The organism is Candidatus Binataceae bacterium, from assembly GCA_035294265.1.
Taxonomy (GTDB): Bacteria; Desulfobacterota; Binatia; order Binatales; family Binataceae; genus DATGLK01.
In genome coordinates this window covers 16,132-37,220 of record DATGLK010000028.1, presented here as the reverse complement: position 1 = coordinate 37,220, position 21,089 = coordinate 16,132, and the positions used below count along the sequence as shown (strand labels likewise).

15 protein-coding genes are annotated in these 21,089 nt (G+C 61.7%); 6 read left to right on the top strand and 9 right to left on the bottom strand.

The annotated features are described in order from the left end of the window. Positions 1 to 15: 15 nt before the first annotated feature. The 5 genes from atpA to VKV28_05150 all read right to left on the bottom strand — a co-directional run bounded on the left by atpA (position 16) and on the right by VKV28_05150 (position 3,865). Positions 16 to 1,551, bottom strand: a complete 1,536-nt coding sequence (gene atpA, locus VKV28_05170) for a F0F1 ATP synthase subunit alpha (protein ID HLH76182.1) — start codon at positions 1,549 to 1,551, stop codon at positions 16 to 18. A 103-nt stretch (positions 1,552 to 1,654) separates the two neighbouring features. Further along, positions 1,655 to 2,191, bottom strand: coding sequence for an ATP synthase F1 subunit delta (gene atpH, locus VKV28_05165; GenBank protein ID HLH76181.1), 537 nt, complete (start codon positions 2,189 to 2,191; stop codon positions 1,655 to 1,657). Further along, positions 2,188 to 2,763 (bottom strand): hypothetical protein, encoded by a 576-nt coding sequence (locus tag VKV28_05160; GenBank protein ID HLH76180.1) that lies wholly within the window; start codon positions 2,761 to 2,763, stop codon positions 2,188 to 2,190. Before VKV28_05160 ends, atpH begins: the two co-directional genes overlap by 4 nt. Positions 2,764 to 2,770: 7 nt before the next feature. Next, the gene (locus tag VKV28_05155; GenBank protein HLH76179.1) at positions 2,771 to 3,238 is read right to left on the bottom strand and encodes an ATP synthase F0 subunit B; all 468 of its coding nucleotides are present in this window, start codon (positions 3,236 to 3,238) and stop codon (positions 2,771 to 2,773) included. An 81-nt stretch (positions 3,239 to 3,319) separates the two neighbouring features. Further along, positions 3,320 to 3,865, bottom strand: a complete 546-nt coding sequence (locus VKV28_05150; protein HLH76178.1) for a polymer-forming cytoskeletal protein — start codon at positions 3,863 to 3,865, stop codon at positions 3,320 to 3,322. A 223-nt stretch (positions 3,866 to 4,088) separates the two neighbouring features. Between VKV28_05150 and VKV28_05145 the strand changes: the two genes are divergently transcribed. Then, positions 4,089 to 4,493: a PPOX class F420-dependent oxidoreductase gene (locus tag VKV28_05145; GenBank protein ID HLH76177.1), complete on the top strand. Its 405-nt coding sequence runs from the start codon at positions 4,089 to 4,091 to the stop codon at positions 4,491 to 4,493. A 130-nt stretch (positions 4,494 to 4,623) separates the two neighbouring features. On the opposite strand, the gene VKV28_05140 is transcribed toward VKV28_05145, so the two are convergent. Continuing rightward, the gene (locus VKV28_05140; protein HLH76176.1) at positions 4,624 to 5,091 is read right to left on the bottom strand and encodes a hypothetical protein; all 468 of its coding nucleotides are present in this window, start codon (positions 5,089 to 5,091) and stop codon (positions 4,624 to 4,626) included. Between the two features lie 143 nt (positions 5,092 to 5,234). On the opposite strand from VKV28_05140, the gene selB reads away from it, so the two are divergent. The 3 genes from selB to VKV28_05125 all read left to right on the top strand — a co-directional run bounded on the left by selB (position 5,235) and on the right by VKV28_05125 (position 11,777). Beyond that, a complete protein-coding gene (gene selB, locus VKV28_05135; protein ID HLH76175.1) occupies positions 5,235 to 7,166 on the top strand; it encodes a selenocysteine-specific translation elongation factor in 1,932 nt (643 codons plus the stop codon). Positions 7,167 to 7,195: 29 nt separating this feature from the next. Next, positions 7,196 to 8,239, top strand: coding sequence for a selenide, water dikinase SelD (gene selD / locus VKV28_05130; GenBank protein ID HLH76174.1), 1,044 nt, complete (start codon positions 7,196 to 7,198; stop codon positions 8,237 to 8,239). A 1,276-nt stretch (positions 8,240 to 9,515) separates the two neighbouring features. Beyond that, positions 9,516 to 11,777 carry a TonB-dependent receptor gene (locus VKV28_05125; protein HLH76173.1) on the top strand — a complete coding sequence of 754 codons (2,262 nt, stop codon included), beginning with the start codon at positions 9,516 to 9,518 and terminating at the stop codon, positions 11,775 to 11,777. A gap of 340 nt (positions 11,778 to 12,117) precedes the next feature. On the opposite strand, the gene VKV28_05120 is transcribed toward VKV28_05125, so the two are convergent. Further along, positions 12,118 to 13,014, bottom strand: coding sequence for a Ku protein (locus tag VKV28_05120; GenBank protein HLH76172.1), 897 nt, complete (start codon positions 13,012 to 13,014; stop codon positions 12,118 to 12,120). Positions 13,015 to 13,099: 85 nt separating this feature from the next. Between VKV28_05120 and ligD the strand changes: the two genes are divergently transcribed. After that, a complete protein-coding gene (ligD, locus tag VKV28_05115; protein HLH76171.1) occupies positions 13,100 to 15,694 on the top strand; it encodes a DNA ligase D in 2,595 nt (864 codons plus the stop codon). Positions 15,695 to 15,764: 70 nt separating this feature from the next. Here ligD and VKV28_05110 read toward each other — a convergent pair whose 3' ends face one another. Further along, positions 15,765 to 17,627 carry a hydantoinase B/oxoprolinase family protein gene (locus tag VKV28_05110; GenBank protein HLH76170.1) on the bottom strand — a complete coding sequence of 621 codons (1,863 nt, stop codon included), beginning with the start codon at positions 17,625 to 17,627 and terminating at the stop codon, positions 15,765 to 15,767. After that, positions 17,627 to 19,738, bottom strand: a complete 2,112-nt coding sequence (locus VKV28_05105; protein ID HLH76169.1) for a hydantoinase/oxoprolinase family protein — start codon at positions 19,736 to 19,738, stop codon at positions 17,627 to 17,629. The genes VKV28_05110 and VKV28_05105 overlap by 1 nt, the downstream gene beginning before the upstream one ends. 184 nt (positions 19,739 to 19,922) lie before the next feature. Here VKV28_05105 and VKV28_05100 point away from each other — a divergent pair, with 184 nt between their 5' ends. Beyond that, the gene (locus tag VKV28_05100; GenBank protein ID HLH76168.1) at positions 19,923 to 20,423 is read left to right on the top strand and encodes a pyridoxamine 5'-phosphate oxidase family protein; all 501 of its coding nucleotides are present in this window, start codon (positions 19,923 to 19,925) and stop codon (positions 20,421 to 20,423) included. Positions 20,424 to 21,089 lie beyond the last annotated feature (666 nt).

Below are 21,089 nucleotides of genomic sequence, written 5' to 3'. Positions count from 1 at the left end.
TCGGGTGTCAGCCTCTCACGCGGCCTTGGCGCTGGCGTGCTCGGCGCTGAAGCTGGCCGCGAACTCATCCAGCGCTTTGAGCAAACCCGCCCGCAACTCCTCAGACAGTTCGCGCTTGGTGCGGATCTCTTCCAGCAAGCTTGCATACTTGGCGTCGAAAAAGTTGTACAGCTCGTGCTCGAAGGCGCTTACCTGATCGATGGCCAGCTTGTCCAGGTAACCCTGGTTGCCGGCCAGGATGAGTACCACTTCCTTCTCCATCGAGACCGGTGCGTACTGGGGCTGCTTAAGCATCTCGGTTAGCCGCTCGCCGCGATGGAGCAGGCGCTGACTGGAGGGGTCGAGGTCGGAGCCGAACTGGGCGAAGGCCGCCATTTCGCGATACTGGGCCAGATCCAACTTGAGCGTACCGCCCACTTGCTTCATCGCCTTGGGGGCGGCTGAAAAACCCACCCGCGACACCGACAGGCCGACGTTGACCGCCGGCCGAATGCCCGAGTTGAACAAATCGGTGTCCAGCACAATCTGACCGTCGGTAATCGAGATCACGTTGGTCGGGATATAGGCCGAGACGTCGCCAGCCTGGGTTTCGATGATCGGCAGCGCGGTCAGCGAGCCGCCGCCGTACTCCTTGCTCATCTTGGCGGCCCGCTCCAGCAGGCGCGAATGGAGATAGAAGACGTCGCCCGGATAAGCCTCACGCCCAGGCGGCCGGCGCAGGAGCAGCGAGAGTTGGCGATAAGCTTGGGCGTGCTTGGACAAGTCGTCGTAAATCACTAAAGCGTGCTTGCCGCTGTCGCGATAATATTCACCGATCGCGCAGCCGCTGTAAGGCGCGATGAATTGCAGGGGGGCCGCTTCGGAGGCGGTCGCCGCCACCACCGTGGTGTACTCCATCGCACCATGGCGCGACAGCCGTTCCACCACCTGGGCCACGGTGGAACGCTTCTGGCCAATGGCGACGTAGATGCAATGCATGTCCTGGCCGCGCTGATTGATAATCGTATCCAGCGCTACCGCAGTCTTGCCGACCTGGCGATCGCCAATAATCAGTTCGCGCTGACCGCGACCTATCTGGATCATCGAATCGATCGACTTGATGCCGGTCTGGACCGGCTCCTTGACCGGCTGGCGGCTGATGATTCCCGGCGCTTTGAGCTCGATCCGCCGCTGCTGGGTCCCCTTGAGCGGCCCCTTGTCGTCGATCGGCTGGCCTAGCGCGTTGACCACCCGCCCCAACAGCGCCTCGCCAACCGGGACTTCGGCAATCCGGCCGCTGCGTCGCACCTCATCCCCTTCGCCGACCGCCTCGGCATCGCCAAACAGCGCTGCGCCCACGTTGTCGTCCTCCAAGTTGAGGACCATCCCGTAGATCCCGTGAGGAAATTCCAACAATTCGCCGGCGGCAGCATTCTGCAAGCCATAGACACGGGCGATTCCATCGCCGCACGACAACACCCGTCCGGTTTCCCGCACGTCGACGTGACTTTCGAAGCCCTTGATTTCGGCTTTGAGAATTTCGCTGATTTCTGCTGGTCTTATCTCGGCCATAGCTTTTTTGGTTCTTTAACTGGTTTTCGTCATGCCGCCTGAAATTCAAGCGCTTTCAGGCCCGAGCGAGGTCTGAAGGGCCCCGTGGTTCGCATCGATACTTTCACGAGATCAATTGGCTTTGCAGCCGTGCCATCGCGGTTGCCAAGCTGGCATCGTAGGTGCGTCCTTCGACTTCCGCCATCACCCCGCCCAACAAGTTGGGGTCGATTTTGACCGTGGCCAGGACGCGCTTGCCGCTGCGCGCTTCCAGCGCGGCCACTACGGCGCTGGTCTGCTCGGGGGTGGGGGCGATAGCGAACGTCAACTGTGCCCGTACCCGGCCCAAATGACGGTCGAGCAGGTCCTGGTAGGACAGCGCTATCGCGGGCAGATCGGGCAGGCGGCGATGGCGCGCCACAACCATCCCGAACGAGCGCAAGGGAAAGCTCAGACCCAGCTTCTCCCCGATCAGGGCGACGGCCTGTAAGCGCGCGCTGTCGGCCAGTTCAGGAGAAACCAGTTGCGCGGCCAATTCGGGCGCGCTGATTAATTGGGCCAGACGGGTCAATTCCTCGCCCCAGGCTTCGAGCTGGTTCTGCTCGAGCGCCAGTTCGAGCAAGGCGCGGGCGTAGCGGTTAGCCACCGTGGAGCCGGTCACTGGCGTTCCCCATCGCGTACGACGTCCATGAATTCCTGGACCAGGCGGGATTGATCTGCCGGGCCGAAATCTCGTGCGACCAGCTGGCGCGCGCTTTCGATGGCGGCACGCACCAAGCGCGCGCTCAACTCGCGCCTGGCTCGCTCGGCGGCGGCTTGCGCGGTCAATTCACCATCGCGCCTGATCCGTTCGGCGGCGGCGCGAGCCTGCTCCTGGATCCGCCGGGTCTCGTGCTCGGTCTCCGCGCGCATCGCACTCTGCAAAGCCGCCTTTTCCGCTTCCAGTTTGCCCAGCGCGGCACGAGCCTGCTGTTCCTCGAGTTGAGCGGCCTGAAAATCGCTCTGCAAGCGATTGAGATTGCCCCGAATAGCACTCGCCCGCTCGTGGAAGAAATTGCGTGCCGCAGGCGCTGCGTAATGGGAGACCAGATAAACGAAAATCGAAAAATTGATGACGTAGAGTAGCCACACCAGCCAAGAGCCGCCCGCCTCGGCTGTCGCTGGCGCGGCCCACGCCAGAGCTGGCAGCATCCAAGCCGCCAAAGTAAGAGCTGCGATCGACGGTCGTTTCATTCCGCTTTTAGTTATCCGAATAGACCTGGGGGCCGCGGCCGCGCAGGGGCCGGCCTAGCACTTGTTCCGCCAGTTCCGCCGCCAAGTTGTCGCTCAGCGTACCCAATTGTTCTTCGGCCGCGCGCAATTCGCGCTCGATTTGCGCGCGCACCCGCTCCAATGAATCTTTGGCTGCCACCCGCGCCTCCTCAAGCACTTTACCCGCCTGTTCCTCGGCCTGCCGCCGCCGCTCCTCGCGTTCCAACAGCGCTTGCCGACGGGTTCCACTCAATTCCTCCTCCCGTCGCTGGCGTGCAGTGCGTCCTTCTCTGAGCAGCAACTCGGTGCGCTCTTGCAAGCTTTTCAACGTGCGCTCGCGATCGCTCAGAAGGCGGAGGAAAGGCTCGAACAAAAGACGTTTGAAAATAAACCAGAAAACCAGAAAAGAAACAATCAGGACCGCGAAGGTCCCCCAATTTGGTGGTAAGCTGAGCATAATTAGGCGTCTCCCGTGCGGGACGTCTGAGTGGCTTTCATCTGTAAGCGAACCGGGCTGGAACGGGACAAGGTCTAGGTGCTAGGCCTGCTTTTGACCGCCCGCGGCCTGCGCCACGCGCTCCTCCTTGGCGATCGGGGTGACTTTGCGTTCCTCGCGAGCGCTCTCCGCCCGCATCGTGCAATGTCCCTCGAACAGCGCACCCTCATGGACCGCCAGCAGGGGCGTGGTCAAATTACCAAAGACCCGCGCCGTGGGACGAATCTCCACCCGCTTGTTGGCCGTAATGTCACCGCTTATCTTGCCCGAGACCACTACCGACACTGCCTTGATTTGGGCGGTTACAATCGCCCCTTCGCCGATCGTGACCTCATCATTGGCGCTTATCTCGCCGTCTACCTGGCCGTCGATCCTTACCGGTCCCTCGAAGAACAACTTGCCGCTGATCTTAGCGCCACGGTCCAGGTAGGCCCGTGACTCCACGCCTGCAGCCGGCGCTGTGCGCGGCGCAGGATGGGCTTCAAGAGGAGGACTGATGGGCGGGACCGGATTGGCGATAGCCGGCGCGGCGAACTTGTTATTGTCCGCAGGTCGATTCTTCTCCGCCTCTTTATTAAACAGCGCCATGCTTCGCTCCTTAGCCAGTATGCACGCCCGACGACCGCGCTCCGCAGTTCTCAAGGGCTATAACCGATGCCCTGACCGGAGTCAATTTTTGGCCCTACGCATCGGTTAAAAAATAGTGTCAGGCCGAGCCCTCGACGGTCAAGAGCAGACGCTGGCATCCCTTGCGATTAGGGCCCAATAATGGATTGATTGAAACTCGTCCCGGCCCAGGAGGGGCACTGTCATGGCGAGCAAGATTCCCGCTAAATACCTTGATTTGTTCACTGATAAGGTCGCCTTCGCGGTGTTGGCCACGGTGATGCCCGACGGCTCGCCGCAAGCCACTCCGCTGTGGTTTGACTTCCGTTCAGACACGCTGCGGATTAATACCGCGGTTGGCCGGCGCAAGGAACGCAACCTGGATTCCAACCCCAAGGTTGCGTTGGTAGTGATGGACCCAGCCAACCCCTACCGTTATGTCCAACTGCGCGGCCATGTAACTCGACGCACCGACGGGCCCCCAGCCGAGCAACATATCGACATTCTGGCCAAGAAGTATCTCAACCAGGAGCGGTATCCCCATCGCGCTCCGGGCGAGCGGCGAGTCATGTATGAGGTCGCGATCGATAGCTGCCAGGTGATGGGCTGAGCTCACTGCGCGGGATTGCGACGAGAAGCGCGCGATATCCGCTAATACGTTAAAGATAGCTAATCAACGACTACCAATGGAAGCTCCAGAGGCGCGGCTGGCGCCATGCCTCCTGGAGCGCGCCCGCGCGCTACTGGCGGGTCCACTCGCCCGAGAGCTGGGCCACGTTGGCGTTGAGGTTGGAGGTCTTCACTAATTCGCCCCCCTGCGCGATGACCAGCGCCTGCGTGAGCGAGCCCTGGCAATTGGCGTCGCTGTTGTTGGTACCGTATTTGAAAACCGCCAGGCCGGTGCCGTTGGGATTGATGGTATAGGTCCCGCTCAAAGCCAAATTGGAGCAGACGTCACCCTCGGTGTCCGTGTAACTCTCGCTGCCGCTCAAGTTGCCGTTGCCGTCGGCCACCATTACCCCGTTACCGCCGGTGTAGGAGATCGAACCATTGCTGCTGCCCACCGCGACCGCAAAGGAAAGCGCGTAGCTGCCTTTGAGGCTGGCGTTGTTATAGACAGATTGGGCCGAGCTGTTCGAACTGCACCCCGTTAATAGTAAGCCGAGCGAGGTCAAGAGGCACCACGGGACGGATATCTTGAAGTTCATCGAACCCTCCTAAAGCCGCGGACTGGGGCGCATCGTAGCCCACAGGACCGTGCTAGGCGACCGGGTGGGAGCGAGATTAACTCCCAGGCAAGCGCGCCGCCCAACTGTTGAGAACGGCGCCGGCGGTGTAAGCTTGGAGCGCTATGATAGCGGTTACCCAGGTCATTATCGGCACCGCCGGCCATATCGATCACGGCAAGACTGCGCTCATCAAGGCCCTCACCGGCCAGGACACCGATCGCCTCAAGGAAGAAAAAGAACGCGGCATTTCGATCGACCTGGGCTTCGCTTATCTGAGTCTGCCCAGCGGGATGCGAGTGGGAATCATTGATGTGCCGGGGCACGAGCGCTTTATCCATAACATGCTTGCAGGTGCCCATGGCATCGATCTGGCGCTGTTCGTGGTGGCAGCCGACGACGGAGTGATGCCGCAAAGCGAAGAGCATTTCGACTTACTCCATCTGCTCGGTGTGCGGCGCGGCATCTTCGTCATTACAAAGGCTGACCTGGTACCTGCTGCCCGCTTAGGCGAGGTCGAAGAAGAGATTCGCATCTTGGCCGAAAGTACCGTGCTGGCCGAGGCGCCGGTCATCGCGGTGTCGGCGATCAGCGGACAGGGTATCGAGGATCTTCGCCAAGAGATCGCGCGCCAACTCGCCGACTTCCAGGCGCGCCGTGCCACTGGTCTGTTCCGCCTCCCGGTCGATCGCGCCTTCGTAATGAAAGGGCATGGCACCATCGTAACCGGCACGGCTTTGGGAGGCTCGGTTCACAACGGACAAAAGCTGCGCCTTTTGCCCGGCGGGGGCGAGGTGCGAGTGCGCTCAATCCAGGTCCATTCACAGCCGGTGGAAGAGGGTCAACCCGGCCAGCGAGTGGCGCTCAATCTGGTCGCGCCCGAGAAGCTAGAGATCAGCCGCGGTGCGGTGCTGGCCGACGAACGGTTGGACGTGCAGAGCGATCGGCTCGACGTGCGGCTGGAGGTGCGGCCTGCGGCTAAGCGGGCGCTAGCCAACAACACACACATCAGGCTGTTTATTGCCACTGCCCAGGCTCTGGGCCGGGTTATCGTGTTGGAAGCCGAGGAAGAAATCGCGATCAAGTCCAGTGGCTTGGCCCAACTGGTGCTGCAAACCCCGGTGGTCGCGTTGGCCGGTGATCGCTTCGTGATTCGCGATGAAACCAGCCAGCGCACCCTGGGTGGCGGGGTCGTGCTCAATCCGCTAGGCCGGCGCACGCGCCGCCCGCGCGAGCTCTATCGCCAGCGCCTGCAATTGCTGGAAGGACCACCGGACGCGGCCGCGCTGGAGGCATTTTTGAATCTCCAGGACAGCTTCGCGACGGCGGCCCATCGCGTAGGCATCCTGCTCAATCGCAGGCCCGACGAATTGGCCCCAGCGCTGACCGATCCGCGCCTGATTCGCCTGACCCTGGGCGAGGAGGAAGTCTATACCACCAGCGAGAAATGGAAGGAATTGAAACGCCTGAGCCTGGCGGCGGTTCGTGAACATCATCAGGCCAATCCGCTCTCGCCGGGACTGGAGATGGAGCTGCTGCGCGCCCAGCTACCTTTTGATATCTCGGCGCGGGTGTTCCGCACCGTGATCGATAAACTCGGTACTGAAAGCGAGCTGGTGCGCGACGATAGTGCGCTGCGACTCAAGAGCCATCAAATCCGGCTGGCGGGCGAGGATGCACAACTGGCCGACCGCATCGGCACGGTGCTCAAGGATGCAGGATTGCAGCCGCCCGAAATTCGCCAACTCAGCCACTACACGGGCCTGACCGATCAGCGGATGCGCCCGCTGCTGACGGCGCTGGAGCGGCAGGGGCGTATCGTGCGCCTGTCGCCGGAACACTATATCGAGAGTACCCAGCTTGAGCAGGCCCGGCAAAAGCTGCTCCAGGTGCTGGGGCGCCAATCCGGGATCGCGGCCGGCGCGTTTCGGGACTTGGTTGGGGTATCGCGTAAATTCGCGATTACACTGCTAGAATATTTTGATCGCTCCGGGCTGACCGTGCGGGTAGGAGATGAACGCCGGCTGCGCCAGCCCCAAGCGAGCATCCAAAAGTGAGGGAAGCGTTGGTGACGGAGCAGAAGGGCGTGGACCCGCAGCATCGCTTGACCGCGCGCTGCCGGGCCGCGGGTTGAGCCGGAAAACTCGGTCCGGCGGACCTGCACGAAATCCTCGGCCCGCTTAAGCTCAAGGGCCATCCCGATTTGCTGGTCGGCATCGCTACCGGCGACGACGCTGGGGTCTATCGACTTACCCCCGACTTGGCGCTGGTCAACACGGTGGATTTTTTCACCCCGGTGGTGGATGATCCCTTCACTTACGGCCAGATCGCGGCGGCCAATGCTCTGTCCGATATCTACGCGATGGGCGGAGTGCCTCGCACTGCGCTCAACATCGTCTGCTGGCCGCAAAGCGGATTGCCGGCCGAGATGCTGACCGAGATTTTGCGCGGCGGCGCGGCCAAGGTCGAAGAGGCCGGAGCCGTGATCGTGGGCGGCCATAGCGTGGCGGACGAAGAGGTCAAGTATGGCTTGGCCGTCTCCGGCACGATCGACCCGCGCCGCATCATTCGCAACGTTGGCGCGCAGCCCGGCGACGCCTTGCTGCTAACTAAGCCGCTGGGTACCGGCGTGCTGATGACCGCGCTCAAGCGCGACCGCCTGCGTGAGGAGTTCTATCAGCCCGCGGTGCGCACGATGGCGCAGCTCAATCGCGCGGCGGCGCAGGCGATGCTCCAGTTTCCGGTCCACGCCAGCACCGATATTACAGGCTTTGGCCTGATGGGCCATGCGATAGGGATGGCCGAGAGCAGCGGGGTAACGCTGGTGTTCGAGGAGTTCGACTTGCCGCTACTGCCCGGTGCGCTGGAGGCTTGCGAGGAAAAGATGTTGCCCGGCGGCGCGCTGCGCAACCGCGACTACTTCGCGCCACGGGTTGCCATTGGCGATGAGGTGGTAGAAAACCTGGCTACCCTGACCTTCGATCCACAAACTTCGGGCGGATTGCTGATTGCGCTGCCCGAGGCTCATGCTGCCGACCTGCTGGCGGCTTTGCAGCGCGGCGGTTGCCTGGAGGCCGCGATCGTCGGCCGGGTCATTGAAAAGCGCGCCTTCGCGATCGAACTGCGCTAGTTGCTGTCTCGCGAATCTCGTTAACAAACGAAGCTGCTGACTCGTCATCTTGATGCGTGCAAGGCTAACGCCCGCGAGCCTGAGCGGGGTGGGCAGCCGGTGCCCGCGCTAACGATTGGCGGGCACGGCGGCCTACCCCACCAAGCCGGTAGCGGTTTCTGCGATCCCCAAGCGCTCCGCGTAAAATAAGTTGATTTCGAAACTTCAAACTTGCCAGTCGCCTTCCCGCTACGGAAGCGTCCGACTCGCTATTATTGGATATTTAGCGGTTGACGTGCTACTAAGCGTCTGATATCTGATAGCTACTCTAAAAGCCACCCGCGTACCCGATGGCGGCAGCACCTGATCTGCCGTAGGACGCCTGGAGTTCCGCAATGTTGGGATCTCGGCGGATGGCTTGTCGGCGTAAGATAAATTCCCTCCGAGTCGCGTTACCCGCAAAGTCCGTCTTTGCCTCGCCTCGTGCTCAGGCGCACCCGGTGAATCAGTTCCCCCGTCGGCTGCTGTCCGCTAACGAGGATCTGGCGCGATGAGGCATCGATCGCGTATCCGACACTGGCGTCCGGTTTTCAGTCACTCGCGCGGCGACGCCAAGCTATTCTTCTACGCTCGGGCCAGACCGGCCGAAGGACTGTTCTTCTACCATCACCATCACGGTGACCAACAGCCCCATCTGCATCTGGCACAGCCTTCCAGCGGTGCCCGCCGCCATAATGCCATCCACAGTGTCGATCGCCCGTTAGCCGGCGGTGAGCACTCAAGTTCGCATCGGGAAGGCGGCCACTGGCATTTCGCGCCTGCCGCCGCTCCCGTACCCGGCATTCCAATCTTGGTTCTCGCATCGCAATGGATTGTCGAGCCTTCTCATGAGTCTGTGGGCCCGGCGCTTTCGTTAAGCCGCAGCCAATGGGCTCGCCCACCACCTCCGACCGTTTAGTCCGAAAATCTTGGTTTTAACTACCGCGCGCGACGCAATCGCGCCGGTAAGTGGCTTGCGGCCTTGGCTGACCAAGCGGGCGCGGTGTTTTGCCCAGCGTTCAGCCCTGAACTGTCAGCGGCGCGCAATTGCCTTAATGCGCCCCAGGTCGCCCCCGAGCTTGGTTTGGAGGATCAGATGGCCTTCGCGCGATCGCGAGTTGCCAGAGGTATTACCGCGCCTGCTGCGCGGCTAATCTCGACACACATTTTCGCCACCTTGGTGCTTATGGCTTCGCTTTTGTTGCAGGTGCTCACATGCATCCAGGTTTGCGCTGGCGAATTCCAGTTTTCGGGAGTGGTGAAAGACGCCCTGGGTCGGCCACTAGCGGGAGTGCGGCTCGAACTACGAAATCAAACTCACCACCGCTTGATAGCGGCTTCGGACGCCAAAGGTCGTTTTCACTTCGCGCTCAAGCAGCCGGGAGATTACACTCTCAGTGCAAAGCAATCGGGCTTTCGCGCCGCCCGCATGGATGTGATGATCCCGGCTCCGGCACCTATTGAGTTGGTGATGGAGGCGCGGCGAACCCTGACTGTGCCGATCAGCGAAAAGTTGTTGGCCGCGCAAAACGGCCTAACCGCAACCGGGACGAGCAAATACACCCTGACGGCCAAGGACATTCAAAACCTGCCGGCTGGAGAATATACCCCGTTTAACGGCGTGCTGCTGCAAATGCCGGGAGTCGCGCTGGATCAGAACCAGGAAATCCACATCCGTGGCGAACACATGGGCATTCAGTATCAGATAAATGGCGTCATGCTCCCGCTGGATGTCAACAGCGATCCCACCTTCGTGCAGTTGCTCAACGCTTTTTTCGTCAATCGCGTCAGCCTGGCTGATGGCGTCCTACCACCGCGTTATGGCTTTCGAACCGCGGGGGTGATTGAGGTCCAAACCAAAAGCGGTTGCGACTCGGGTTCAGGAAATCATTTCAGTGTCATGGGGGGTCAGCGCGACACGGCCTCGCCAAGCTTCGAAGTGGCCGGATGCCGGGGAAAGTTCAGCTATTTTTTGACCGGACTCTATCAGCACGACAACCTTGGCTTCAGCTCAGCCACTCCCGGGCCTGATCCGATTCACGATCTTAGCGATCAGGGCCAAGGGTTCGCCTATCTCACTTACGACGCCAGCCCATTGACCCGCTTTAGCCTGCTCGCGGGTAGCACAATTTTTAGCTCGCAATTTCCCAATCGACCCAACGAGCCGCCGCTATATATGCTCAACGGCGTCAACCCGGACACGTACCCATCGACCGCGATCGACTCCGGGCTCGACCAGCAGGATTATTTCGCGGTTTTGGCCGCAAATGGCCTGATCCAAGTGGGCAACGGAATTAGCTATCAGCTTGCCTACTCGGCGCACTACAACGCGCAGCGCTTTTATCCGGATCCTGTGGGCGATCTAATTTACGAAGGAGTCTCTTCGCGCGTATTTAACAGCGCCTTGAGCAACAGTCTTGAAGGGGAACTGTTTTACGACGCATGGCAAGGGCACGCCTTGGCGGCGGGCTTTTATATGGGCGAGTACGGCGTAGAAAGCGACGATTTCTCCCTGGCTTTTCCGGCCCCCAACGGCGTGCAGACCTCGTCTTATCCACTAGGCTTTACCAGCAACCTGAACAAGATCAATCTGCTCTACGGAGTGTTCGTCCAGGATACCTGGCGGTTGACCGAAAAGCTCAGCGCCAGCTACGGCTTGCGCTGGGACGGAGTCAGCGGTTTCGCCAACGGCACGCAATTCAGTCCCAGGATTAATTTTACCTACAAGGCACGCCCCGCCACGACCCTGCACGCCGGGTTCGCCCGCTATTTCCAGGTGCCCAACTTCCAAGGTATCGCGCCCGAGACCTATCAAACTTTTGCCGGTACTACTGCCGCTGTCGGCTCGCCCGGTGCGACCTTTCCCAAGCCGGAGCGGGATTATTACTGGGATGTCGGCCTGATTCGGCGGCTCAGCAACACGCTGACGGTGACGCAGGACAACTATTTCCGTCTGGATCATGATTATCTTGATGAAGGGAATTTCGGCTTCGTGCCGATCGACGCGCCCTTCAACTATCGCCACGGCTACGGCTGGGGCGTGGAAAATTCAGCCTCCTACAATCTCGCCACGCTGGCATTGCGGGTGAGCGTATACATCGCGCGCGAAGAAGACGAAGGCGTGGCCACTGGTCAGTTCAATTTCACGCCAGCCGAGTTGGCATACATGAACAGCCATTACTTTATCTTGGATCACACGCCATTGGTGGGAACGTCGGGAGGTGCGGCGTATCGTTGGCGCCAGTACCTGTTCACGGTGGATACACTCTATTCAAGCGGCTTGCGCGGGGGATTCGCCAATACCAACGGCCTGCCCGACGTGTGGCAGGTCGATCTCAGCGCGGCGCGTGATCTGTGGGTGCCCATTCTGGGCAAGATCAACGACCGCATCATTTTGCTCAACATTTTCGACCGGACCAATTTGATTCGACCTCCCACCGGGATTGGGGTCTTTCAGTCCGCATACGGGCCTCGTATTACCGTATACGATGCCTTGACCATCCCCTTGCCGTCGTTTTAGACCGTGCGTTTATTGCCGCCGCGAGACTTACGGGAAGCTCGGCGCTGACGTCTCCGACTCCGCTTAAGAGCGCGGCAGTGCTTCGGCCGCGAAGCGCATTTCAACGGACCGTCAGCTATGAACCAAAATTGTTCCCAATCCCCGCTTGCCACTAAGCGCGACACGATTGGGTTGGAGGGCGTGCTGGAACCGGCGCAACCGAGGCCTCGGGTGGAACGATGCCACCCTATAACCTTAGGTCTCGCGGCCCCAGCCGCCGATCCATTATATCGCCGAGTTCGGGGTGGGGGCGCGAAAGAAATCAGGTAGCGAAGGTCGTGGGTTTCCCGGGTAGGGTTCCTTATTTCTTGGCCCCGGCGCGCCGCCGCTCGCCGCTGGTGCGGCGCCCGACGCTTTTCGCTGTTTTGGCTTCGCCCTCCACGGGCGGGGCCTTTGGCTGCTCGGCAGCTTCGCCCAGCTTCAGCCCGCGCTTCTCCAGCGAAGCCTTGAGCGCGCCCATCAAATCGATCACCTGGCCGCGCCGCGGCTCGGGCGCGGCTTCGGTCACCTGCTGGCCCGCCAGCTTGCGCTGCGCCGCTTCGAGTACCCGCTCGCGGAAGCCGTCGTGGTATTTTTCGGGCTGGAAGCTCTTCTCCGCCAACTCGCCGATCAGGCGCTTGGCCAGAGCCAGTTCGGCGGGTTTGACCTCGGCGTTGAGTCCCCGATCGACCTCGGTGGCGGCGCGCACCTCGTCGGCATAGAACATGGTATGCAGAACCAGGCCTTCGGACAGCGGCCGAATCAGGACCAGATGCTCTTTGCCGCGCATGGTGAAGCGGGCCAAAGCCACCTGCCCGGTCTGCGCCATCGCTTCGGTGAGCAGGCGATAGGCCTTGGCCGCGACCGGTTCGCAGGCCAGCCAGTAGGCGCCCTCGAAATAGAGCGGATCGACTTTGTCCAAAGGCAGGAAATGATCGATCTCGATGGCGTGATCGTCCTGAGCCTCCAGCGCCTTTAGCTCCTCGTCGCTGAACGTCACATAACGGCCTTTTTCAACCTCGTAGCCGCGCACCAGCTCGCTGCGATCGATTATTTTGTCATCTACCGGGCAATAGATCTTCTGCTGGATACGGCTGCCGTCCTTGTTGTGCAGCAGGTTGAAGCTGACCTGCCTGGAAACCGTGGCGGAAAATAACCGCACCGGGATCGAGACCAAGCCAAAGGAGATCGTGCCGTTGGAAACCGGTCGCGCTGCCATTTAAGTCGCCTCCCCGCGGGCATCCCCAACCCCGCTACCATTTTACTGTATAATCCGAGCAAGGCTTTGGCCAACCGGGAAATCGATGGCTCTTGAACGATACCGCGAAAAGCGTAACCCCGAGCGTACCCCCGAACCCTTTGGCTCCGAGCCCTTCGTTACAGGCCAGCGCGGCGGCATCTTCGTCGTGCAGAAGCACGCGGCGCGCCGGCTCCATTACGACTTCCGCCTGGAGATGGAAGGAGTGCTGCGGTCGTGGGCGGTGCCCAAGGGTCCCTCGCTCGATCCCAGCGTCAAGCGACTGGCCGTGATGGTGGAAGACCATCCGCTGGAATATGGCGACTTCGAGGGCATCATTCCCCAGGGCAACTATGGCGCCGGCGCGGTCATCGTCTGGGATCGCGGCGTGTACGAGGCCCTTGAGCCGGATATGCCGGTGGCGAAGGCGATCGCGACCGGCAAGCTGGATTTCATCCTGCGCGGCTACAAGCTGAACGGCGCCTTCACCCTGGTGCGCACCAAGTTCGGCAGTGCCGATAAACCGCAATGGCTGCTGATCAAGAAGCGCGACGAAGCCGCGCTCCCGGGCGACGATGTGCTCACCGCCCATCCTCGCTCCGTGCTCTCGGGGCTGCTGGTGGAAGAGATGCACGAAGCGGCCCGGGTCCAGGAGAAGACGCTGGCGACTCTGGGCAAGCTTGGGGCCGCGCGCCACGACGGGCCGCTGCGTTCTGCCGATTTCCCCCTGGCGCTAGCCAAACTAGTCGAGCAGCCCTTCGACGGCGATCAGTGGCTGTTCGAAGTCAAATACGATGGCGTGCGCGCGCTGGCGATTCGCGATCAGGGCCGACCGCGCCTGTTCGGCCGGCGCGGCAACGACATCAGCGCGCAGTATCCCGAAGTTGTGCTGGCCGCCAACGCCTTGCCTTACGGCCGTTTTATCTTTGACGGCGAAATCGTCCAATTCGACGAGCAGGGAAAGCCCAGCTTCCAGCTCTTGCAGCGACGCATCCATCTGAACGATCGGCGCGCGATCGCTCGGCTCAGTTTTGCCCAGCCCGTGCGCTACTTCGTTTTCGATTTGCTCGCCTTCGGTTCCTACGATCTGCGCGGGCTGGTGCTCGAGCGGCGCAAGGAGTTGCTCAAGGATCTGATCAAGGGCGAAGGTGTGCTGGCTTACTGCGATCATCTGGTCGGACAAGGTAAGGAATTTTTTGCCGCGGTTGCGGAAAGCGGTTTGGAGGGGATCGTGGCCAAGCGCCGTGCGGCACCTTACCGCGGCCGGCGCAGCGACGATTGGCTCAAGATCAAGGCTCCGCGCACCAGCCGTTTTGTGATCGGAGGCTACACCAGGCCCGCCGGCAGCCGAACCCATTTCGGTGCTCTCCTGCTGGGACAGTACGAGCGCGACGGACAGCTACGCTTTATCGACAAGGTTGGCACGGGCTTCGATCGCGAGAAGTTGCGAACTATTTACGCGCTGCTGCACCCGCGTGAGCGCTCCAGCTCGCCTTTTCGCCCTTCCCAGCCCGGGCAACCAAAGCCGCCGCGCGCCGCCACATTCTGCGAGCCGGAGCTCGTTTGTGCCGTCCGCTTCGGCGAATACACCAATCAGGGTGGAATCCGCCATCCCAGCTTCCAGCAATTGCTGCCTGAGGTCTCGCCCCGTGACTGTATCTACGAGGGGCCACAGGCCGAAGCCGCGCAAACAGCCTCGACCAACGGCGCCGCACCCGCGATAGATAGCCCGCTGCAACAAGCCGCGGCCCCGGCGCACGGCCCGGTTCATCGCTTTAGTATTACCAATCCCGACAAGATTTTCTGGCCCGAGGAAGGTTACACCAAAGCCGATTTGATCGACTACTACTTGGGGATCGCGCCTTGGATGCTGCCTTACCTGAAGGAACGGCCGGTGATGCTGACGCGGTATCCCGATGGCATCACGGGCAAGAGTTTCTATCAGAAGGATGCGCCAGGCTTTGCCCCTTCCTGGCTGCGCACCACCCGGATCTATTCACAAGAATCGCGGCGCGAGCTTGCCTTCTTTGTCCTGGACGACGCCGAGGCGCTGGCGTATGTCGCCAACCTAGGCACTATCACGATTCACATCTGGTCCTCGCACCTGCCCCAGTTGGAACATCCCGACTGGCTGTTGTTCGATATCGATCCCAAGGGCACTACGACCGCGCGCGCGATCGAGGTGGCCCGCCGGGTCGGCGACGAGTTGCGCGCCCTCGGCCTGAGGCCGAGTCTGAAAGGGTCGGGGCAGGCCGGCTTTCACGTCGTGGTGGGCCTGCAACCGCGCTACACTTACGAGCAGGCGCGGATGTTCTCCGAGCTGGTGGCGCGCCTGGTAATCACGCGCATCCCCGAGCTGGCGACGATCAATCGCAATCCGCGCACGCGCCAGGGCAAGGTTTATATCGATTATCTGCAACTAGGCCACGGTAAAACCATCGCCGCGCCCTTCGCCGTGCGGCCCCAACCGGGCGCGCCGGTTTCGGCGCCACTTAGTTGGGAGGAGTTGGAGCCCGGTTATGATCCCTCCGCGTTCACGATCAAGACGATGCCGGCGCGAATGGCGCGGCTTAGAGAAGATTCGTTTCTCGGCGCGCTGCAGGATAAGCAGACACTGGAGCAGGCGTTGCCGCGACTGGAGAGCGCGCTGCGAAAGCCGTGAAGACCCCGGCCGATTTTTGCGCCAACAAGCACCGCCAACCTCTATTCGAGGAGGATGGGCGTCGCGTTCCTCATTGGCGCGAGGCCGGAGCTCGATCGCGGGCGGGCTGCGCCAACTTCGCTCTCAAGGCCGCGGTTGCGCCCGCGTCCACTTGTCCCTGCTCGTCGATCACCACCCCGTACAGCTGGCGGGCCTGCTCGCGGCTGACATACTCCTGCGCCACGTCGTCGGCCACCCGGCGCGGGTCGCGTCGCAGGGGATCGCCGAAGCCACCTCCGCCTCCGGTGCGTACGACGAAGGCGTCGTCGGGTTGCAGCGGCTGGGTCAGCACCTTGGCGTTGGGCAAGTTGGTGATCTCTTGGCCTTGCAGGCGCAGGGTGACCTGATTACCCATTCCGTCGAGTCCGCCCGCCAAGCCCCAGGGAGGACAATGGACGCGATCGATCTGCATATTGACGGTGACCGGGGCGCGCGCCCGGATGATCTGCTCGATTCCCAAGCCGCCGCGAAATTCGCCCGCGCCACCGGAGTCGTTGCGCAAGGCGTGACGCTCGATCAGCAAGGGGTACTTGGCTTCCAGTTGTTCGATCGGATTGTTGTGGGTATCGCCGTCGTTGAGCGCCACGGTCGCGCTGACCCCGTCCTCGCCTAGCTTGGCGCCCCATCCGCCGCCCACCGGTCCGGTGCTGGCCAAAAACAAACGCTGATCGCGGGGCGAGATGCCATGGACGGTGGCCACTGCCAGGTCGGCATGATGGCCGGCGATGGTGCGCTCGGGAATCACCGTCGAGAGCGCCTTGAAGACGCTATCGACGATAGTCATGGGAAAAGTCATCCACCAGCGCATCGCGGCTGGCCGCACCGCGCTTACGATCGTGCCCGGCGCCAGCACTACCTTGAGCGAGCGGAAGCTACCCTCGTTGATCGGATAGTCGGTGGGCGAGGTCAGACATTTGTAGGCCACCTGCGCGCAGGCGTAACCCGTGGTCGCGCCCGAATTGTAGAAGCCGCGCACCTGCCGACTGACTTCCGACAAATCGATCGTCATTTCCTCGCCGGCTACTTCTACCCGCACTTTGAGTGGGATGCGTTTGCCGACCTCTACCCCGTCGTCGTCCATGTAGGCTTCGGCCTCGTAAACGCCATCGGGAATGGAGCGGGTGCGAGCGCGCGCGGCGGCTTCGGAATGATCCATGATACGCGCGATCGCATCGAGCACCGGTTGGCGACCGTAGCGATCGAGCAGCTCCAGAAAGCGCCGCTCGCCGGTGGTCACCGCGGTGATCTGAGCCCGCAAATCGCCCATCGCGCGCTCGGGCAGACGCACGTTCATGCGCAGGATATCGAGCAGGTCTTGGTTGACCACCCCGGCGCTCTGATACTTCAGCAGCGGGATCTGAATTCCTTCCGAATAGATATCGGTCGTGACTCCGCCCAGGGTCCCACCCACGTCGGGCCAATGCGCCATGCAGCAGGCAAAGGCCACCAGCACGCCCTGATGGAAGATTGGCAGGCTGAAGGTGAAATGGTTGAGATGGCTGCCGGTCAGATAGGCGTCGTTGGTAACCAAAATGTCGCCGGGAGCCAGTCCACCGGGCCCAAAGTGCCTTAGTTCGGCGCGGATGGTTTCGGCCATCCCGCGGATAAACATCGGCAGCCCCAGCCCAATCGATACCGTCTCACCGGTGGCGGTGAACAGCCCGACGGTAAAATCCAGCGCCTCGTAAACGATCATGTTGTAGGCAGTGCGCATCAGATTGGTTTTCATTTCTTCGGTCACTGCGATCACGCCGTTGCGAATGATCTCGGTCAGGACCGCATCGGCGCCCGGCGCGCTTGGACGCCGCTGGCCGCGCGCGCGGACCACGGCCCGGGGCGCGGACGCCAGCTTGAGTTTGTTTTTGGATTTGCCGCCAGCCTTTCCCACTTTCATTACGCGGTCCTTCCGACCTCGATTAACAGATTGCCGAACTGGTCTACGTGCAGACGATCGCCCGGTAGCACGACTGTGGTTGAAGCGTGTTCCTCGATCACTGCCGGCCCCTCGATCTGGTTGCCGGCGCGCAGCTCGGCGCGAGCAAAAGCGGGAGTTTTGAGCGCGCGATCCGGCTCGAAAAAGATGGGCCGGCTGCCGCGCGAGGCTGCTGCGATGGGGGTGCGCCCGCCGCGCCCAATAGCCTCGAGCGCCGGTTTTTTCATCACACCGGTTACGGTGGCGCGCAAGCTGACGATTTCCGCAGCCTCGCCCGGGGCCGAAGTGCCGTAGCGCAACTGGTGGACCTCATCGAAGCGCCGCTTGATCGCGTCGCGATCGCGGCGGGCGAAAATGGCCGGACCTAGTTCGATGGTGACCGCGTGTTCCTGGCCGACGTAGCGCATATCCACCGCGCGCCCCAGCACGACACGCCGCGGCCGTACCCGGCTGCGCTCAAGCGCTTGGCGCCCTTGGGCGAACAGGTTGTCGTAAACCTGCTCGATCTCGGCAAAGGAGGCACCCGCCAACGGGGTGAACCAGGTCCGCACGTAATCGTAGCGCAAGTCGGCAAACAACATCCCGAAGGCACAAAAATGGCCGGGGGCGCGTGGTATGATGAGCTGGCGCATCCCGATCTCGCGCGCAATTGCGCTGGCGTGCAGCGGTCCGGCTCCGCCATAGGCAATCAGGGTGAAGGCGGCGGCGTCCAGCCCGCGCTCGGTGGAGACGCCTTTGACGGCGTAAGACATGGCGCTGACCGCTATGCGAAGGATACCGGCGGCGGCCGCCGTTGGCGCCATTCCCAAGGGCGCGGCGATCCGTTCAAGTGCGCGCTGAGCGGCGGCCACATCCAGCTTCATTTCGCCGCCCAGGAAGCGATCGGCGCCCAGGCGCCCCAGCACCAGGTTGGCGTCGGTTACCGTGGGCTGCTCGCCCCCGCGCCCGTAGCAGGCTGGACCGGGCTGGGCGCCTGCGCTGCGCGGCCCCACCCGCAGCGCGCCGCTTTGGTCCACGCTGGCGATACTGCCGCCGCCGGTGCCGACCTCGAAAATGTGAATCATCGGCAACTGCACCGGCAAGCCTTCGGCGTAACCGCCCACCAGCGCGCTGCCGGTGGTCAGTTCTTCGCCACGATAGATCACTCCGGCCTTGGCGCTGGTCCCACCCATGTCGAAAGCAACGGCATCGTCCAAATGTAGTTCGTGGCACAGGGCACGTGCGCCGATTACCCCGGCGGCGGGCCCCGATTCCAGCATGCGGATGCATTCCACCCGCGCCCGGTCGGCTTCGTACAGGCCACCGGTGGATTGCACCAGCAGGAAGGCTCCGGGACAGGTTTCGTCGGCCAAGTGCTGACCAATGCCACTCAAGTAATCGCGCACGCGCGGACCGACATAGGCGTTGGCCACGACGGTGGAGCAGCGTTCGTACTCGCGGTATTCCTGGGATAACTCGTGCGAAGCGGTGACAAAGACTCCCGGCAGGCGCGCCTGCACGATAGCCTTGACCCGTGCCTCATGAGCGGGATTGCGATAGGAGTGCAGAAGCAAGATCGCGACCGCCTCGATCCGCTCCCTGTCCAGACGATCGCAGATCGCCTGAACACTACTCTCATCCAACGCCACCAGCACTTCGCCCTCGGCGCTCATACGCTCGCGAACCTCCAAGCGCAGAGCGCGCGGAACCAGGGGCACATGCTTGCGGAAAAAGAGGTTGTAGGAGTCGGGCCGATTGATGCGGCCGATTTCGTATATATCGCGATAGCCCTGGGTTATCAGCAAGGCGGTTTTGGCTCCGCTGCGCTCCAGCATCGTGTTGATCGCCACAGTGGAGCCGTGCAGGAACAGCGCCGCCTGGCCAAAGCTACTGCCGGCTTTCCTGACGCCCTGCGCGATGCCCTCGACCAAGTCGTGGGTGGTAGAAAGAGTTTTGCCCAGGAGCAGGCGGCCGCTTTTCTGATCGAAGGCCGCCACATCGGTGAAAGTGCCGCCGATATCCACCGCCAGGCGCGTGGCCGCCGTTTGCTTGACCGCTTTCCGCTCCCTCACCATGCTCCGCCCTATCGCCATCGCCAATTCGCCTTCTCTTTTGCGCTCCCGCTCAAGCAGGTTAACTCAAGTCGCGTTGTGGAATCCAAGCCCGTGCCACAAAGCGGTTTGCCCACCAGCCGACTCTCGCTAAGGTAGAGGAAAAATCGGCACGGCAGCGCGATCGCCCACGCGTAGGCCGGGGTCCGTTTGGGGAGGGCTTGCGTTGAACAGCGAACAGCGGCGCGAATTTGTCCTGGCCCACCGCACCTGCATCTTTGGCTACAACCGTAAGCACGACGGTCCCTCGATGTCGGTGGTGTACTACATGATGGACGGCCCTGACGATATCCTGGTGGTGACGATGCAGGAGCGCGCCAAGGCCAAGGCGGTGGCGCGCAATCCCAAAGTTTCGATCTGCGTGCTGGATGAAAAATGGCCGCCCACCTACCTGCAGGTCTACTGCGACGCCCAGATCGAGGCGACCATGGACAGTCATCCGACCTACGTTACCGATCAGATGGTCCGTCTTTATGGCGTGATGGCGGGCAAACCGATGCCGGCCGAGACTCGCGCTCACGCCGAAGAAACCGCGCGACGGGAGCGGCGCGTGGTGCTACGGCTCAAGCCGTACGCAACCTTCGAAACCCCACCACGCCACGTCTATAAGCCTGAAGACGCCGTCGGTCTGACCCATTGGCTAGGGCAATTGATGCCCTGGCGCTGAGTCCCTAGTCCATCGGTTGCCCTGGCCGCCGGCAAGGTCTTGCCGCGAATGCTCGTGGGTGAATGGCTCGCTCAGCTCCATAGCGAGGATTCCCCACAGTTCAATTCCGCGCGAGCTGGCTAGCGCTGGACGTATTAGCTAGCTCATAGAGCGGTAAGCAAAAAATCCTCACCGGGGCAAAAATCCCAATTGCGTACATCCCACCACGTGCGCGATCGGCATACCGCCGGCTCACGAGGAGTAACGAGAACACGCTGAGCGTCTCTCCCAGAATCCGGGCTTTCAGATAAGCGGACAACCGCTTAAAAAGCCTAAGGCAATCTTAAAGCGCGTCTTCGTAGCTCAAAGATTTCCATTACTAATCACGAGACGGCATACAGATGCGCATAGATAAAGGCCAGAAGTAAAGGGAGCACTCAGATCTTGCTTCCGGAAGTTGGCATCTTTATAAGCGTATAAAGAAAATCTAGGAGCAGGAGGTCCATCTAAAGGATGCTACTGGCGATTGTAGCCTCAAGTTATGGGTGGGCTGCAGGCCAGCACCACGCTGTGAAGCTTAGAGATCTGGTCGGCGAGGTTGCGACTCCGGTCCGTGCCCGCATCGACTCGTCATAGGCATCGAAATCGCTGAATTATTAGTCAAGTAGTGTTTTTAATGGCTAACAT